The following is a 14,662-nucleotide window of genomic DNA, read 5'->3' as shown; positions in this document are numbered from 1 at the left end:
GGCAGGGTCATGGGGTTGAAAAACGCCGCAAGCGGATCATATTCCGCACAGTTACCAAGGAATTCCATGTCAGGATCCAAGCTCTTGCCTTCCTCCTCTCTCGATTTGCCGCTGCTGCCGTTGCGCGATGTGGTGGTGTTCCCGCACATGGTGATCCCGCTGTTCGTGGGCCGTGCCAAAAGCATCAAGGCGCTGGAACTGGCGATGGAAGGCGACCGCCGCATCATGCTGGTGGCGCAGAAGACCGCTTCCAAGGACGAGCCCGCCGTGTCGGACATGTTCGAGGTAGGTTGCGTCTGCACCATCCTGCAGATGCTCAAGCTGCCCGATGGCACCGTCAAGGTGCTGGTCGAAGGCCAGCAGCGCGCGCGTGTCGAGGCCATCATCGACCACGAAACCCACTTCCTGTCGACGGTGGCTCCGGTCGAAGTCGATGACGCGGCCCACAAGCCCAGCGAAATCGAGGCCTTGCGCCGTGCGGTGACGCAGCAGTTCGACCAGTACGTCAAGCTCAACAAGAAGATCCCGGCAGAAATCCTGACCTCGATCTCGAGCATCGACGATGCCGGCCGCCTGGCCGACACCATTGCCGCGCATCTGCCGCTCAAGCTCGAGGCCAAGCAGGCCGTGCTCGACCTGGCGGACGTCAAGGCCCGACTCGAGAACCTGTTCGAGCAGCTCGACCGCGAAGTCGACATCCTCAACGTCGACAAGAAGATCCGTGGCCGCGTCAAGCGCCAGATGGAGAAGAGCCAGCGCGACTTCTATCTGAACGAGCAGGTCAAGGCCATCCAGAAGGAACTGGGCGAAGGCGAAGAGGGCGCCGACCTCGAAGAGATCGAAAAGCGCATCCGCCTGGCCAAGATGCCCGCGGACGCGCGCAAGAAGGCCGAAGCCGAGCTCAAGAAGCTCAAGCTGATGTCGCCCATGTCGGCCGAGGCCACCGTGGTGCGCAACTACATCGACGTGCTCACCGGCCTGCCCTGGAGCAAGAAGACCAAGATCAAGCATGACCTGGTGAACGCCGAAGAGGTGCTCAACGAGGACCATTACGGCCTCGACAAGGTCAAGGACCGGATCATGGAATACCTCGCCGTGCAGCAGCGCGTCGACAAGGTCAAGGCGCCCATCCTGTGCCTGGTCGGCCCACCGGGCGTGGGCAAGACCTCGCTGGGTCAGTCGATTGCCAAGGCCACGGGCCGCAAGTACGTGCGCATGGCGCTGGGAGGCATGCGCGACGAAGCCGAGATCCGCGGCCACCGCCGCACCTATATCGGCGCCATGCCGGGCAAGGTGCTGCAGAGCCTGGAGAAGGTCGGCACGCGCAATCCGCTGTTCCTGCTCGACGAAATCGACAAGCTGGGCATGGACTTCCGCGGCGACCCTTCGAGCGCGCTGCTGGAAGTGCTCGACCCCGAGCAGAACCATGCGTTTGGCGACCACTATGTGGAACTCGACTTCGACCTGAGCGACGTGATGTTTGTCGCCACCTCGAACTCGATGAACATTCCGCCGGCGCTGCTCGACCGGATGGAAGTCATCCGCCTGTCGGGTTACACCGAGGACGAGAAGGTCAATATTGCAATGCGCTACCTGCTGCCCAAGCAGCTGACCAACAACGGCCTCAAGGAAGGCGAGCTCGAAGTGCAGGAATCGGCAATTCGCGATGTGGTGCGCTACTACACGCGTGAAGCCGGCGTGCGCTCGCTCGAGCGCGAACTGTCCAAGATCTGCCGCAAGGTGGTCAAGGCCGTGCAGCTGGCGAAGATGACCGCTCCGGTGGTGGTCTCCGCGGACAACCTGTCTGAGTTCCTGGGCGTGCAGAAGTACACCTATGGCCGCGCCGAGCAGCAGAACCAGGTCGGTCAGGTGGTTGGTCTGGCGTGGACCGAAGTGGGCGGCGATCTGTTGACCATCGAAGCCGCGACCATGCCGGGCAAGGGCGTGATCACGCGCACCGGCTCGCTGGGCGACGTGATGAAGGAATCGGTCGAGGCCGCACGCACCGTGATCCGCAGCCGCGCGCGTCTGCTGGGCATCAAGGACGAAGCCTTTGAAAAGCGCGACATCCATGTGCACGTGCCCGACGGCGCGACGCCCAAGGACGGCCCCAGCGCCGGCGCGGCCATGTGCACGGCCTTCGTGTCCGCGCTCACGGGCATTCCGGTGCGCGCCGATGTGGCAATGACCGGTGAAATCACCCTGCGCGGTGAAGTCACGGGCATTGGCGGTCTGAAGGAAAAGCTGCTCGCTGCGCTGCGCGGCGGCATCAAGACCGTGCTGATTCCCGAGGAAAACGTCAAGGATCTGCAGGACATTCCCGAGAACGTGAAAAGCGGCCTCGAGATCGTTCCCGTGCGCTGGGTCGACCAGGTGCTCAAGCATGCGCTCGAACGCATGCCCGAGCCGCTGACCGACGAGGAGGTCGCAGCCATGGTCGCGAACGCCAAGGCCGCGGGTTCCGCGGCTGCGGTGCAGCACTGAATTTGAAAAAATTTGGTGCTTGCGAATAGCGGGCAAAAAAGTACGCTACAATTCATTCCATCGCAGCAACGAAACATTGTAGAATGTGAGGCTGCAGAGGAAATGCGGGAATAGCTCAGTTGGTAGAGCGATACCTTGCCAAGGTATAGGTCGACGGTTCGAACCCGTTTTCCCGCTCCAGGTTTTTAGCCGGTTGCTTTTGGCAGCTGGCGCAGGCCTCGAGAAATGAAAGTTTTTTGAGGTTTTGCGGGAATAGCTCAGTTGGTAGAGCGATACCTTGCCAAGGTATAGGTCGACGGTTCGAACCCGTTTTCCCGCTCCAGTTTTTAGTCGGTCGCTTCGGTGGCTGGCGAAATTCCGGAGAGATGAAAGTTTCTCAGGTTTTTGCGGGAATAGCTCAGTTGGTAGAGCGATACCTTGCCAAGGTATAGGTCGACGGTTCGAACCCGTTTTCCCGCTCCAAATTAGAATGGGAAGCACATGCTTCCCATTTTTCTAAGTGTGAGTTTTGGCGCGATAGCAAAGCGGTTATGCCCCGGATTGCAAATCCGGTTAGACCAGTTCGACTCTGGTTCGCGCCTCCAGATTTCATAGCAAGAAGCCAGAATTCACCTGAATTCTGGCTTTTTTGCATTCTGGCGCGGCAGCTTGCCGTGTCCAGCGGTTCCCATGAGATGCCCCACGAAACAAGCAACGAATGATGTCCGAATCCAGTCTCCGCGCCAGCCACCGCCCTGCCACCGTGGCAGTTCCACCGGGATTTGCACCCTACCAGACGGTCAGTCCCTACATAGCCCACCTCGGGCCCATGTACCAGCGTGAGGACGAGCAGGGCATGGTGGTCTTCGGCCTGCGCATCGCCAGCCACCATCTGAACCTGCACGGCAAGGCCCATGGCGGCATGCTTTCCGTGCTGATCGACAACGCGCTGGGCTACAACATCGCGCGCGCACGTCAGCAAGGCGTGGTCACGGCGCATCTGTCCATCGATTTTCTCGAGGCGGTGGAGCTCGAGGACTGGCTCGAATCCCATGTGCGCCTGACCAAGTCCGGCGGGCGCCTGTGCTTCGCCGAATGCGTGCTGCGTGTCGGCGGCCGCGACATGGTGCGCGCCAGCGGCATCCTGCCCATCGTCAAGAGCCCGGCTTGAGCGGGCGAAGAGGGCTGGGTTGGATGGAGCGGGATGAAAATTTCATGAAAAAGCCGTGAGTTTCCAAAACGCGAGAAATTTCTGGCTATAATTCTTGCTTGTTCTGCAAGACACCAAGCTGCAGAAATATGCGGGAATAGCTCAGTTGGTAGAGCGATACCTTGCCAAGGTATAGGTCGACGGTTCGAACCCGTTTTCCCGCTCCAAATTATGAAAAGGGAAGCTTTGCAGCTTCCCTTTTTTCATGGCGCAGCGCATAGGCCTGTTGCCGGTTGAATGCGATAGAATTTCCTGCTGCCCGGCGCAACGCCGGTCATGCACATCGCCCCGATGGTGAAATTGGTAGACACTGCGGACTTAAAATCCGCCGCTTTCCGTTAAGGGGCGTGCCGGTTCGATCCCGGCTCGGGGCACCAATAGGTTCTGTGGTTTCATCTGAAACCACGCGCACAGAGTGAAATCCGTGCAATTCCGTGAGTTCACGGATACGATTCATCCCGTTTCAACACCCGGGATTGATAGTCCGTGAAGCTGGCTTCACGGGAATCTCCCGGGGAAATTCACGGGAGCAACGATGGCAGCGCCAAAAAAAACCGCCGAAGGCACATGGCGGGTGCAGATGCAGATCAGCGGCGAGCGTGTCGGCGGCACATTCGACACAAAGCGCGAAGCTGAGGAGTGGATGGCGCGCAAGCGGCTGGAGATGAAGTCTGCGGCCAAAGGCACCACCGGGCAGATTAAAACTCTGGCCCAGGCGATGCAGCGCTATGCCGCCGAGGTTTCGCCCGACAAGCGGGGCGGCGCCAAGGAAGTCATACGCATCAATGCACTGCTGGCGCATGACCAGTTTCCGGCAAAGGCGAAACTCTCGGACCTGACGCCGGATCATTTCGCCGCATGGCGTGACGCGCGCCTGAAGATCCGCGCCCGTGGCTCGGTGCTGCGCGACATGAACCTGCTGTCGTCCATCATGACGACGACGCGCAGGGAGTGGCGGTGGATCGCCGCTAATCCGATGAGCGACGTGCGCCGGCCTGCTGAGCCAGATCATCGTGAGGTGGTCATATCGCGGCGACAGATCGTCGCGATGATGCGCGCGCTCAATTACGGGAGTGCTCCAGTGCGCTCGGTGCAGCAAGCCGTGGGCATGGCGTTTGCCATCGCGTTGCTGACGGGAATGCGGGCGGGGGAGATTTGCGGGCTGAAGTGGGATGACGTGCGCGAGGATCACGTGATCCTGCACATCACCAAGAACGGCAAGCGCCGCGAGGTGCCGCTTTCGACGCGCGCACGGGTAATCATTGACCGCATGCGGGGATGGGATGATGAGAAGGTGTTCGGGCTGACAAGCCAGTCGCTGGATGCCATGTTCCGCAAATACCGGGCGCGGGCCGGACTGTCGGGATTCACATTCCACGACAGCCGACACACGGCAGCGACGATGATTGCTGGCCGTCTGCGCAGCGGCAGCATTCCGGCGCAACAGGCCGTGATGGACCTGTGCAAGATGTTCGGCTGGTCGCGAATGGACCAGGCGCTGGTCTACTACAACCCCAAGGCGGGCGACATTGCCGCGCGCCTGGGGTGATCACTTCCCGGCCTCCCATTCCAGGATATCGGACAGCAACCATTTGCCGTCGGCGCAGGGCTCGGGGAAGTCGCCGCGGCGCACCATGCTGGTGATGGTTTGGCGGGTGCGGCCTACGCGCTCCACTACCTGGGCGGAGGTCAGGCGCGCGCCCTTTTGCTGGGCCATGAGCAGCACGGCCGAGGTGAGGGCGTCCAGCCCTGATGTGAGGGCATCGATTTTCTGTAGGAGTGCTGCTTCGCTCATGGTGATCCATTCGTAAAAAAGCCCGCTTGCTGGGCGGGCTGGTCAAAGTCGGGGATGGGTGCGCGCTTGTCGCGCTGCGTTCGTTTGCGGAGACTCATGGGGCGGGCGGTCGCCGGGCCGCGGCGAGCATGGCGCGCCAGAGGCGCGATGGCGCGGCCGTTTCAACCACCACCGTCTCGCCCCGCGTGTACAGGTCGACGCCATCCATGAGCAGATCCATGGCCTCCCGCTTCATTGCCGGCGAAAGCTCCGCCGGCACGGCCTGCCAGCCTGGCGGCACGCGGCCCATGGCCTGCACCTGGGCTGCGGTGTAGAGCGGCGCGCACTGCGCTTTGAATCCAGGGGGCGGTTCGCTAGTAAACGTTTGCGATGTACCCAGGCGGTTGACATGCAGCCACGCCACCGGCTCCACGCCACTGAGCGCGTTCGAAACGGAGGAAGTCGCAGGCAGTGCGCGCGCTGCTTGTACTGCTGGCGCGCGGCTGTTCCAGCCAGCGACCGCGGCGGCTTCTGTGTAGCAGTTCGGACCCGCGCCCAGGCAGTTGCCGACACTCCAGCCGGCGCAGCGGACATTGCATACCTCGCCGTCGCGCGAATGGCTCATCATCGCCTCGCGGCCGCAGAACGGGCAGGGCAGCAGCTCGCGGCTCTTTTGGTCTTGTGCTGTGGTCATGGCTTACTTTCAGCGGTTTCGACCGCGCTTGTTGGTTTCGTTCTTCCACTGGGCGCGCTTGCGGTTGTCGCCATCCCAGTGCTGGGCGATGTCGTGGGATCCTCTCCGTGGTTCGGGCACAGAGGGCGGGCGATCCACGGTGCGGACATCCTCATGGGCGAGGATGGCCATGCCGGCCACTTGCAGGGCGATCGCCATGCGCGCTGCGCGCCCGCTTCCAATGACGCCCACGATTACGATGCGCTTGCCATCCATCACTGTCCTTTTTGCGCCAGGTCGCGCTTGAAGTCGATCACCCACACCCAGGGGTTGGCGGCCCAGTCGCCTCCGGTAGATTCCCAGAGTTCGCTGAATGCCCTGGCATAGGCGCGGTCAAGGCCGAGGTACTTTCCAGCGTCCACGCCCTCGGCCTTCGCGTCGGCTTCGGAGATGTCCTGCAGGCGCTCGACGCGCACGCCGGTGATGTCCAGCCAGATGCGGGCCACGTACTTGGGCATCAGCAGGCAAGGCGTCCATTTGTTGCCGAGCCGGCCTTCGGTGGTGCCATCCGCCGCGTAGACGAATGGGCCGTCTTCCTCGCGCGCCGCGGCCATTGCATGAATGCCGTGCGCGAACGTCTCGCGCACATAGATGCGGTCGCCGGGGCCGCCCACCTGGCAGTCCCAGCGGATGCGGCGCAGATTCTGGCTGTCAATGCGCTCGTTCGAGAAGGCGTAGGGGGTGCCGCTGGGCGGCGTGATGAGCCGCAGCACCTGGTCGCGCGCAGGCGCTGGCTTCACCAGGCGCCGTGTCTGCGTCTTGGAGCCATCGAGGATGGAGCGCACCAGTGGCGCCTTGAACATCAGTCCGGTTTCTTTCATGGGGTGGTTCCTTGCTGCGCCGCGGCGCGCTGTGCAGCCTTCCGGGCGCGCCGAGCGTTGTCGATTTCCTTGTTGATGAGTCCGCTACCGAAGCCATCTGTTGCGCTGATGCCTTCGCCGCAATGGGGGCAGAACGGAACCATGGTCCGGCTACGCCATGCTTCTTCCACTTTCCGAGCTGCCAGAAGGTGGATGACCTTTTCGCGGGCCTCATCAGTCCGGGCCTGCTTCGCGGCGATCTTGCTTTGCACTTCGCCCCAGTGCTCGGTGAGCATGCGCAGGGCGTAGTAGGCGCTGACCTGCTTGCCGCAGTCCAAGCACATCACGATGTCGCCGTTGTCGTCGAGCTCGACGCGCTTGTGCTCGCACTCGGGCTTCGGGTATCGATGGCGCCGCTTGTGGGTGAAGCGGTAGTTGCCCAGTTCCACGACGTTTTCAGCCATCATGCACCGCCTTTCTGCGCTGCTGCGCGCCATGGCGTCAGCGGGGTGTCATAGCCCAGCATCAGCGGGTGTTTCGGGTCGCCGCTCGCGGTCAGGCCGAAGTGCAGCACCGGCTTATCTGTCGCGATCAGCATGGCCAGCACGTCATCGAAGCGTGCACGAAGGTCGCGCGGCACCTTGTTGCGGCTGCCCCAGCAGGGCACCAGAATGTCCGCCTCTGCAGCTATGCGCAACAAGTGAGGATTGTTTTCGAGGCCGATGGGGTTGTCTGACCGAGCCAGATCGCGCACATCCGTGGCGCGGTAGGCGAACACGTTGCCAACTATGAAACGATATCCGCCCAGGCGCTTCGCGAAGCCGCGCCACTTGCGCACGGTTGCGTCGTCCAGGGTGGCATCGGCGGTCGATGGATTCACGCCGAAGAAGGCGACGGTCTTACCAAGGGCATGGCCACCGGCAAACACGTTGCGCTCCAGGCGGTAGCGGTACTTGCCGCAGGGGGACAGGATGGCGCTCATGCTGCACCCCCTTGCGCAGCGCGGGCTGCGGCGACGGTGCGCCCATTCAAGACCAGTTGGGCGAATGTCCAGTCTTTATTAGCGAATGCGTTCTCCGCGATGTGCCGCAGTGCTTCCTCGTATCGCTCAGCTCGCTCCACCGCATCGCGCGCATCCTCCTGCGCCTGGGCGGGCGCAATCCCTTCGCCGCGCGCATCCAAGAAGGCGCAGAAGTTCGCCACATCCACGGGGTCGCCCTTATCGACATGAGCGCGCAGCATTTCGGACAGACGTTGCTGCGTGCATGCTTGGCTGTTCCAGCCGCTGTAGCCCTTGGCGCGCTGGCGGGCCAGCTTGGCTTTCATCGCGGCGGCAAGCGCATCGACGGCCACGTCATCAGGGTGCTGCCCCTGGCCCGCAAGTTGGGTTGCATGCTCCTGCGCCGGGGCAGCGGCAAGCAGGCGGTCACGCTCTGCGATCACCTCGTCTGCGGCCTGCTTGATGCATATCTCACGCATGCTGTCGGTCAGCCAGCAAATGGGATCGACCTTGGACACCGCTTCCAGGGCGAAGCGTGCGCCCTTGCGCCACGCATCAACGTTCACGCCTTCCGGCACTGCCACGGCTGCGGGCGCTGGTGGGGCGGCTGGGCGTTGCGTTTCATACTGTCCGCGGTAGTTCCAGCCCCACAGGAAGAAGCCGAAGAAATTGCCAGAATCGCCTGCGGTCCAGCCTTTGGTGCCAACGTCTTGTTGGACCTGATCCCACGCCCATTTGCAGGCGCGATCCTCAGTCATGTATGTGATGGGCGCTGGCAGCGCTCCGCCGTTTATTCCCCGCAAATCTGCGGAGATTGGCGCCGTAATCTCCGCATGCGCGGTGGGTTGTGTCTTGTCGGTCATCGTTTTATCTCCGTTTATTCGATGGCAATAATTTGGTTGGCTCGGCTGGCTCACGCCGATGCCATGCCGTAGATCTGCGCCTCATGGGCGAAGTTGGCGCGGGCCAGGGCTTCGGCCAGTGGCGGGCAAACGCTGTTGCCGCACATGCGGACCTGGGCGCTTTTGGTGAGCTTCAGCCCCTGGCTTTCGTCGTCGCCGATGACGTAGGTGTCAGGGAAGCCTTGGGCCTTGAACAGCTCGCGCGGCGTCAGCATGCGCAGGCCGATGTCCACGATCTGGTAGTCCTGGCCGTGGATCGTCACCAGGCCGAAGCGATCCTTCGTAGTAGCTGTGGGCAGCGGGCCGCCGATCTTCGGGTCCTGGTCGGTGCTGTAGTAGCTGAGCAGGAACGCGCGGACCTCGGCATGGTGCTGGCCGCCAGCGCTGACGGTGTGCAGTGGCTCGTCGGTCGCCGCGGTGCTGCTGGTGCCTCGCAGCTTGATGAGGCTGCTGGTGACAATGCCCATGACGTTGCCTGTGCTTGGCCGTGCCGCGTCACCCCCGGCTGTTACGGTATGGATGGGCTCGTCCAATGGGCTGCCAGTGCTGCCCGTCCGAAACTTGGTGAGGTGTGCCGACACCAGGCTGTGGTGATCCACCGCCGTGACCGTGCCCATACTGTCGTTCAGGTCGCTGCCGATCACGCCGGTGTAGTGCTTGGCGAGGAAGGCCGCAACCAGCGCATGCTTGGCAGCGCCGCCCACCACGGTGCCCAGCGGCTTGCCGATGTCCAGCGCGCGCGGCGCTTGGCCCTCTCGCTCGCCATAGCCGGTCTGCACCAGCGTGGGCGAGACAAGCGCGAAGTGACCGCCCTTGACCTGCGCGCACTGGGTTCGCATTGGGTCTTCAACCGAAAACACTCGCTGCGTCGAGCTGTTGGCGTGCTCCGTCATGAACGGGGCGGTGCCGGCGCTCTCGCCAGGCACGATGAACGGACGTTCGGCATTCACCACGTACCGCATGATCCCCTTCGCAATGCGCCGCAGCGTTGCATCAGCCAGGGGGCGGGTGCGCTCGAAGATGGAAGGGCAGGGGATCGACCAGTCGATGCACTCAGCGGCCGTGCGCCAGGGCTTCAGCTTGCCGGTGCGCGCCAGCTCGCTGCCTGGTGCTGCATGCGTTATGAGTGGGCGTGCGATGGTAGGAAGTCCGTCGCGACGGCCGACCATGAAGAAGCGTTTGCGGATGGTGGGGGCGCCATAGTCGCAGGCTTTCAGCTCGGCGCATTCGACCGAGTAGTGCATGCCGTCCAGCAGGCGCGCGAACTCGTCTTCGGTCAGCGCCAATGGTCCGGTGCACAGCGCGGCGCGCGCGTCTTCAATGGATTCGTTGCCTTCGCGTTCCGAAAGCGGCACGCCGGTGGTGAGCATCTGCTTGAACACCCGGAAGGTCTGTCCCTTCTTGGCGGGGTCTGGTCGGGCGTGGCCATCCGCATCTATCAGCAGCGGCCCCCAGGTCTGGAATTCTTCGACGTTCTCCAGCATGAAGCCGCGCGGCTTGGTGCGGATGACCCAGCGAACGCCGATCCATGCCAGGCCGCGGATCTCCTTTTCCACGGGCTTGCCGCCCTTGGCCTTGCTGAAGTGCTTGCAGTCGGGTGACAGCCACACCAGGCCCACGGGCTGGTTCTGCGTGACTTCGATGGGGTCGACATCCCAAACGCTTTCGCACAGGTGGCGAGTGTGCGGGTGGTTGGCGGCGTGCATCGCCAGTGCCTCGGCGTTGTGGTTGATCGCGATGTCGACCGGGCGCCCGAAAGCGGCTTCGAGGCCGGTGCTGGTGCCACCGCCGCCGGCGAAGTTGTCGATGATGAGCTCGCCCGGGAAGGCCAGCGGCAGGGTGAATGCGTCACGCTTCATGGGTATCCTTAAATGAAAAGACCCACCTAAGGGGCCTGGCGGGTCGTGTACCCTCTGCCAACTACAAGGAGGTGAGAGGGCTATGGCAGCTGAAAACGTAGAAATTTGCTTGCTTTGGGGAGAGTGGCAAATTCAAAGTTGGTGGTCGTGTATGACTAAAGCCGAATGGTCTGGCTGGATGCAAGCAATAGGAGCTCTGGCTGCATTGGCAATTGCCATGTGGTTATCAGGAAGTCCCATGCGAGCAGAGCGGCGGCACTCGTTGATAAACGCTAGAGCATTTGCTCAGGGGTTTAACGAGTGTTTGGTCGGTTTAAAAATCGGCGTGTCGGCGAACAACTGGGGCGTTGTTTTCTTTGGAAGAATTGCGATGGGTGATATCGCTCAACTGGGGGTGGCTGCGCGTATCGAGCATCTTTCTTGGCAAAAATCCAGAAGTGTCATATCGCTTCGCTCTTATATTGCGCAACTACAGGAGGCTGTTCAGAAACTGGAAAACCGCCAAAACGAACTCACTACCGCTGAGATGTTGAGACTTCTTGACCATTTCTGCGCCCTGACTGCTGAAGAGGTGAAAAAGCTCAATCTTCCCGAGCCGGGAATACTGGAACGAACATATTTATTCTTTCGGTCATCTGGCGCGCGCTGAAGCGAACGATTTCTAGTGCTGGATCGGCCGCTCATCGGCGAGCGTGTGCGAGTTGCGGATCGTGATCGACCTGATGCCGGGGCAATCCGTGGGAATGAGGTACGTGGTGCCGCCTGCCCAGGTCTTCCAATTCGGCGGCCGACTCAGTGCCCGCAGGGCAGGCCCTGGCCTTCTTCGAGCTGATCGGGTGCAACGGCGCCGCAACTGATACAGCGCTTGGCTGGCGCCGGCTGGCTCGCGCGGTGCCCGCTGCACTTCACAGCCTTGACGCCATCGGGGTAGACCTGAATCACTGGCATGGCGTCGAACTCGAGCTTGCCGCAAGCGGCGCTGCCGTTGCTGCAGGCCATGCACATGGAGCCTTTGGGCTGGCAACTCATCGGCAAGCCTCCTGTGCTGCTGGCGCTGGTTGCATGCGCTCGAGATGCATCCGGACGGCCGCAGGAACCACCTTCGCCAGCTCAGAGGTCATGCCACGGACTTGCTGTGCATCACGCTGGCTGAATGGGCGGCTGAATTCGAGGGCATCGCGCAAACGGCCTTCTGTCATTCGTGACAGGTGGACGACGGGGTCTTCCTCGCTGCAGAACAGGGGCGCATTCCAGGTGCGTGAGCTGGCGCGCACGATGAGCTGTGCGGGGTAGAGGGTCTGTTCGCCGGCCTCGATCAAAACCGAGAGGTCTTCCATGTGAGGGAGATCGGTGATGTGGATGGCGAGCAGCACGTGGGCTTGAATGACTTTCATGGGGACTCCTTTGGTTGCTGCAGTGCGGCGGGCAGGCCTTCGCCCAGCGCCGTGCGGCCTTCACCGCCTAGGGCTTCGATCAGGTCGGGCAGCAGCTTGCTGAGCTCGCCCGTGGCGATCGCCACATCGGCGTCGAATCCGCCTTCGTCCTTGCCGTCGAGCACGGTCTCGAGGAACGTGAGCTTCTTGACCTGCAGGCTCTCGGTCAGCAGCAGCGAAACCCGGTCATCCCAGGTGAGCGCGAGCTTGGTTGGCAGCTTGCCGGCCTCGATGTGCGCCTTGACCTCATCGATGTCGAGCGGGTGGCGGCCGTAGCGCACGACCGACTTCATCTCGCTCGCGGCCTTCAGCTCGCACTCCTGATCAACGGTGAAGCCCACTGGCGGCTCTTGGCTGGTGAGCCAGTGCGCCATGGCGGCTTGCGGGCTGGTCTGCGTGTCGAGCAGGGCAACGGCAAAGCCGGGCAGTGCGTCGACCAGCAGCGTCACGACTTCATCGGCGCGCGTCTGGCTGCTGGTGTCGAGCACCAAGAATCGCGCGGCGGGGTCGATCCAGATCCACATGCCCCCTTGCTTTGTGAAAGCCATGGGGAGCAGGTCGAGCTTGGCCTCGTCCTTGAGCCCTTGCTTTTCCTTCTTGCCCGGCTTGCGGCCCGTTTCGCGCTCGATGGCGTCGGCCTTCTCTTGCACCTTGCGGTTGAGCACGCTGGCGGGCAGCATCTTGGCCTCGCTCATGAAGCGCAGGACCCATTGACCGCCGATGGACTCGGCAAACAGGCCTTCTTCCTCGCCACGCGGCGGCACCCAGCCTGCAGAGCGCTCCTGCGTGGGGCCGCAAGGGGTGAAGGGCGTGCGCGCCAGGGCTTCTTCGACGGCGGCCAGATCGGCCTGCCAGGTGGAGGCGATGCGGTAGATGATGAGTTTTTGGAACATGGTGATCAGAATGCAGATGCCCCCGGCATGGCGGGCGTTGGTGAGGTGGATTCAGCGAGGCTTCTTCTTCGCCTTCGCCGGCTGGCGCTGCTTGGGGCCCATCTGGGTCGCGCCGCACGCGCACTGGTAGAAGCCTTTGGTGGTGACCGTCAGGCGCTTGGCCTTGGTTGCGGGCTGCTGAACGTTCTCGGCCCAGTGCCAGGCGTGGTCCCCGGTGATGGGGCATGCCTGCTTGGCGCGCTGGCGCTTGGCGATGGGGTCGGTCACGGGAGGTGCTTGAGGCATCGCATCGTGGTTGCGTCCTCCCAATCGACATGCTGGCCAGGTGGGCAGGCGCGCGAGCTGCTGGCAGCGTGTCGCTGATCTGCCGCGCTGACGCTGGGCTCCTGGGCCTCGGCGCTGCTGCAGCCGGTCAATACCAGGCAGGCCAGAGCGAGCAGCAGGATGGAAATCCAGAGGCCGGGGTGATTCAAGAGCTCAAGGCGGCTGGGCTGCGGGGTGAGATGCGGATCAAAGGGGAAGGCCTGGGCCATGCTGCGCGGATACTCCGCGTCTGGCTCGGGGTTCACGTCAGCGGGGAAGGGCATGCGGGTGGTCATGGCGCGCTCCAAAGAAAATGCCCGCAGAAGCGGGCCGGCGATGGTTTGGTGAGAGGAATTACTGTTTGGACGAGATGGCCGAATCGATGGCCTCGCGGGCGCTGGCAAAGACGCCGGCCTGGCTGGCGTGTTCCAGCGGGTACTCGAGCCAGTAGCCGGGCTCGCTTGGGATGTCAGAGACCAGATCCAGCTTTCCGCCACAGCGCACGATGGCGAAGTGCGAGAGCAGGAATTCCAGGCGCTCGGCTTCCTTGCGCAGCTCTGCTTTCTTGACCCGTGGGCCCGCGATGGTGGATTCGGTGATGCGGGCTTCGCCTTGGGCAGTCGCAGCCTCAAGCTGCTGGCCCAGCAACGCCCCGGCCTGCTCGCCGTGCTGGCGCGCCGTCTTGGCGGCGATCGTGGCGGAGACCTTGCCGGCGTTGACCATCTGGCGCACATCACTGTTGGCGTCGCCCAGGGCCAGCAGCTGGCGCACATGCTCCGTTGACTTGCCGACCTTCGCCGCAATGTGGGCCGGCTCCCAGCCGAACGCCCGCAGTCGCTTGTAGCCCTCGGCGACCTCCACCGCAGTCAGTGGCTTGTTGGCGGCGCTGGTGATGATGCGCGCGGTGCGGTCTGCGTCGTTGCCCTCGAAGTAGACGACGTGGATCCACGCCCCACCATCTTTGGGGCAGCGCAGCTCTGCGCCGCGCTCCAGGGCGCGCCCGTAGGCCGCATAGCGCCGGTGGCCATCCACAATCCACACGCCGCCCTCAGGTCGGATGCGCACCTCAAGCGGAGGATATTTCCCGGCAGCCATGATGTGCCGTGTCAGCGCCTCGATGCTTTCCTCGAAAGCCGCGTCGTGCTGGCGCAGGTTGAAACCGGGCTCGACGTGGATGCTTTCGAAGCGGACCTGCACGGCATCGGCGCGCTTGGCCTCGCCGCTGTCGAACATCTTGCGGTTGGAGTTGGACATTTGGTGCTCCAGAAAGAGAAAACCGCCTCGTAGGGCGG

18 protein-coding genes and 6 tRNA genes are annotated in these 14,662 nt (G+C 62.9%); 10 read left to right on the top strand and 14 right to left on the bottom strand.

Annotated elements, in window-relative coordinates; translation table 11 throughout:
- The first annotated feature begins 66 nt into the window (after nt 1–66).
- From lon to ACSVDO_RS14325, 9 genes are all read left to right on the top strand, one after another.
- A complete protein-coding gene (gene lon / locus ACSVDO_RS14365) occupies nt 67–2,484 on the top strand; it encodes an endopeptidase La (protein ID WP_332549690.1) in 2,418 nt (805 codons plus the stop codon).
- Between the two features lie 104 nt (nt 2,485–2,588).
- Nucleotides 2,589–2,664 (top strand) — tRNA-Gly (locus tag ACSVDO_RS14360).
- A gap of 66 nt (nt 2,665–2,730) precedes the next feature.
- A tRNA-Gly gene (locus ACSVDO_RS14355) sits at nt 2,731–2,806 on the top strand.
- A 64-nt stretch (nt 2,807–2,870) separates the two neighbouring features.
- Nucleotides 2,871–2,946 (top strand) — tRNA-Gly (locus ACSVDO_RS14350).
- A gap of 48 nt (nt 2,947–2,994) precedes the next feature.
- Nucleotides 2,995–3,068: transfer RNA gene (locus tag ACSVDO_RS14345), tRNA-Cys, on the top strand.
- Nucleotides 3,069–3,292: 224 nt separating this feature from the next.
- Nucleotides 3,293–3,634, top strand: a complete 342-nt coding sequence (locus ACSVDO_RS14340) for a PaaI family thioesterase (RefSeq protein ID WP_489592981.1) — start codon at nt 3,293–3,295, stop codon at nt 3,632–3,634.
- A gap of 130 nt (nt 3,635–3,764) precedes the next feature.
- Nucleotides 3,765–3,840, top strand: a tRNA-Gly gene (locus ACSVDO_RS14335).
- Nucleotides 3,841–3,958: 118 nt separating this feature from the next.
- Nucleotides 3,959–4,050, top strand: a tRNA-Leu gene (locus ACSVDO_RS14330).
- A 158-nt stretch (nt 4,051–4,208) separates the two neighbouring features.
- The gene (locus ACSVDO_RS14325) at nt 4,209–5,222 is read left to right on the top strand and encodes a tyrosine-type recombinase/integrase (RefSeq protein WP_489592979.1); all 1,014 of its coding nucleotides are present in this window, start codon (nt 4,209–4,211) and stop codon (nt 5,220–5,222) included.
- Here the strand turns inward: ACSVDO_RS14325 and ACSVDO_RS14320 are convergent, their stop codons facing one another.
- From ACSVDO_RS14320 to ACSVDO_RS14285, 8 genes are all read right to left on the bottom strand, one after another.
- Nucleotides 5,223–5,468, bottom strand: a complete 246-nt coding sequence (locus tag ACSVDO_RS14320; protein ID WP_489592977.1) for a helix-turn-helix transcriptional regulator — start codon at nt 5,466–5,468, stop codon at nt 5,223–5,225.
- Nucleotides 5,469–5,562: 94 nt separating this feature from the next.
- Nucleotides 5,563–6,141, bottom strand: a complete 579-nt coding sequence (locus tag ACSVDO_RS14315) for a Lar family restriction alleviation protein (protein ID WP_489592975.1) — start codon at nt 6,139–6,141, stop codon at nt 5,563–5,565.
- Between the two features lie 9 nt (nt 6,142–6,150).
- A complete protein-coding gene (locus tag ACSVDO_RS14310) occupies nt 6,151–6,396 on the bottom strand; it encodes a hypothetical protein (protein ID WP_489592973.1) in 246 nt (81 codons plus the stop codon).
- Nucleotides 6,396–7,001: an ASCH domain-containing protein gene (locus ACSVDO_RS14305; RefSeq protein WP_489592970.1), complete on the bottom strand. Its 606-nt coding sequence runs from the start codon at nt 6,999–7,001 to the stop codon at nt 6,396–6,398. The genes ACSVDO_RS14310 and ACSVDO_RS14305 overlap by 1 nt, the downstream gene beginning before the upstream one ends.
- Nucleotides 6,998–7,447 (bottom strand): hypothetical protein, encoded by a 450-nt coding sequence (locus tag ACSVDO_RS14300; protein ID WP_489592968.1) that lies wholly within the window; start codon nt 7,445–7,447, stop codon nt 6,998–7,000. The genes ACSVDO_RS14305 and ACSVDO_RS14300 overlap by 4 nt, the downstream gene beginning before the upstream one ends.
- A complete protein-coding gene (locus ACSVDO_RS14295; RefSeq protein WP_489592966.1) occupies nt 7,444–7,962 on the bottom strand; it encodes a DUF1643 domain-containing protein in 519 nt (172 codons plus the stop codon). Before ACSVDO_RS14295 ends, ACSVDO_RS14300 begins: the two co-directional genes overlap by 4 nt.
- Nucleotides 7,959–8,843 carry a hypothetical protein gene (locus ACSVDO_RS14290; RefSeq protein ID WP_489592964.1) on the bottom strand — a complete coding sequence of 295 codons (885 nt, stop codon included), beginning with the start codon at nt 8,841–8,843 and terminating at the stop codon, nt 7,959–7,961. The genes ACSVDO_RS14295 and ACSVDO_RS14290 overlap by 4 nt, the downstream gene beginning before the upstream one ends.
- A gap of 50 nt (nt 8,844–8,893) precedes the next feature.
- Nucleotides 8,894–10,741: a DNA cytosine methyltransferase gene (locus ACSVDO_RS14285; protein ID WP_489592963.1), complete on the bottom strand. Its 1,848-nt coding sequence runs from the start codon at nt 10,739–10,741 to the stop codon at nt 8,894–8,896.
- An 82-nt stretch (nt 10,742–10,823) separates the two neighbouring features.
- On the opposite strand from ACSVDO_RS14285, the gene ACSVDO_RS14280 reads away from it, so the two are divergent.
- The gene (locus ACSVDO_RS14280; protein WP_489592961.1) at nt 10,824–11,390 is read left to right on the top strand and encodes a hypothetical protein; all 567 of its coding nucleotides are present in this window, start codon (nt 10,824–10,826) and stop codon (nt 11,388–11,390) included.
- 143 nt (nt 11,391–11,533) lie between these two features.
- On the opposite strand, the gene ACSVDO_RS14275 is transcribed toward ACSVDO_RS14280, so the two are convergent.
- Genes ACSVDO_RS14275 through ACSVDO_RS14250 form a run of 6 tightly spaced genes read right to left on the bottom strand, consistent with a single transcriptional unit; the run spans nt 11,534 to nt 14,624 of the window.
- Complete coding sequence (locus tag ACSVDO_RS14275; RefSeq protein ID WP_489592959.1) at nt 11,534–11,770, bottom strand: hypothetical protein; 237 nt, start codon at nt 11,768–11,770, stop codon at nt 11,534–11,536.
- Nucleotides 11,767–12,135, bottom strand: a complete 369-nt coding sequence (locus tag ACSVDO_RS14270; RefSeq protein ID WP_489592957.1) for a hypothetical protein — start codon at nt 12,133–12,135, stop codon at nt 11,767–11,769. Before ACSVDO_RS14270 ends, ACSVDO_RS14275 begins: the two co-directional genes overlap by 4 nt.
- Nucleotides 12,132–13,067 carry a recombination-associated protein RdgC gene (locus ACSVDO_RS14265; RefSeq protein ID WP_489592955.1) on the bottom strand — a complete coding sequence of 312 codons (936 nt, stop codon included), beginning with the start codon at nt 13,065–13,067 and terminating at the stop codon, nt 12,132–12,134. The genes ACSVDO_RS14270 and ACSVDO_RS14265 overlap by 4 nt, the downstream gene beginning before the upstream one ends.
- A gap of 51 nt (nt 13,068–13,118) precedes the next feature.
- Entirely contained in the window at nt 13,119–13,334 is a 216-nt protein-coding gene (locus tag ACSVDO_RS14260) for a hypothetical protein (protein ID WP_489592953.1), read from the bottom strand.
- The gene (locus tag ACSVDO_RS14255) at nt 13,331–13,666 is read right to left on the bottom strand and encodes a hypothetical protein (protein WP_489592951.1); all 336 of its coding nucleotides are present in this window, start codon (nt 13,664–13,666) and stop codon (nt 13,331–13,333) included. Before ACSVDO_RS14255 ends, ACSVDO_RS14260 begins: the two co-directional genes overlap by 4 nt.
- A gap of 58 nt (nt 13,667–13,724) precedes the next feature.
- Nucleotides 13,725–14,624, bottom strand: coding sequence for a ParB/RepB/Spo0J family partition protein (locus ACSVDO_RS14250; RefSeq protein ID WP_489592950.1), 900 nt, complete (start codon nt 14,622–14,624; stop codon nt 13,725–13,727).
- Nucleotides 14,625–14,662: the final 38 nt, after the last annotated feature.

The sequence above is a fragment of the Comamonas sp. DB36 genome (genome assembly GCF_057914905.1).
The sequence above is the reverse complement of the archived record's forward strand: the minus strand, read 5'-3'. Positions and strand labels throughout refer to the sequence as shown.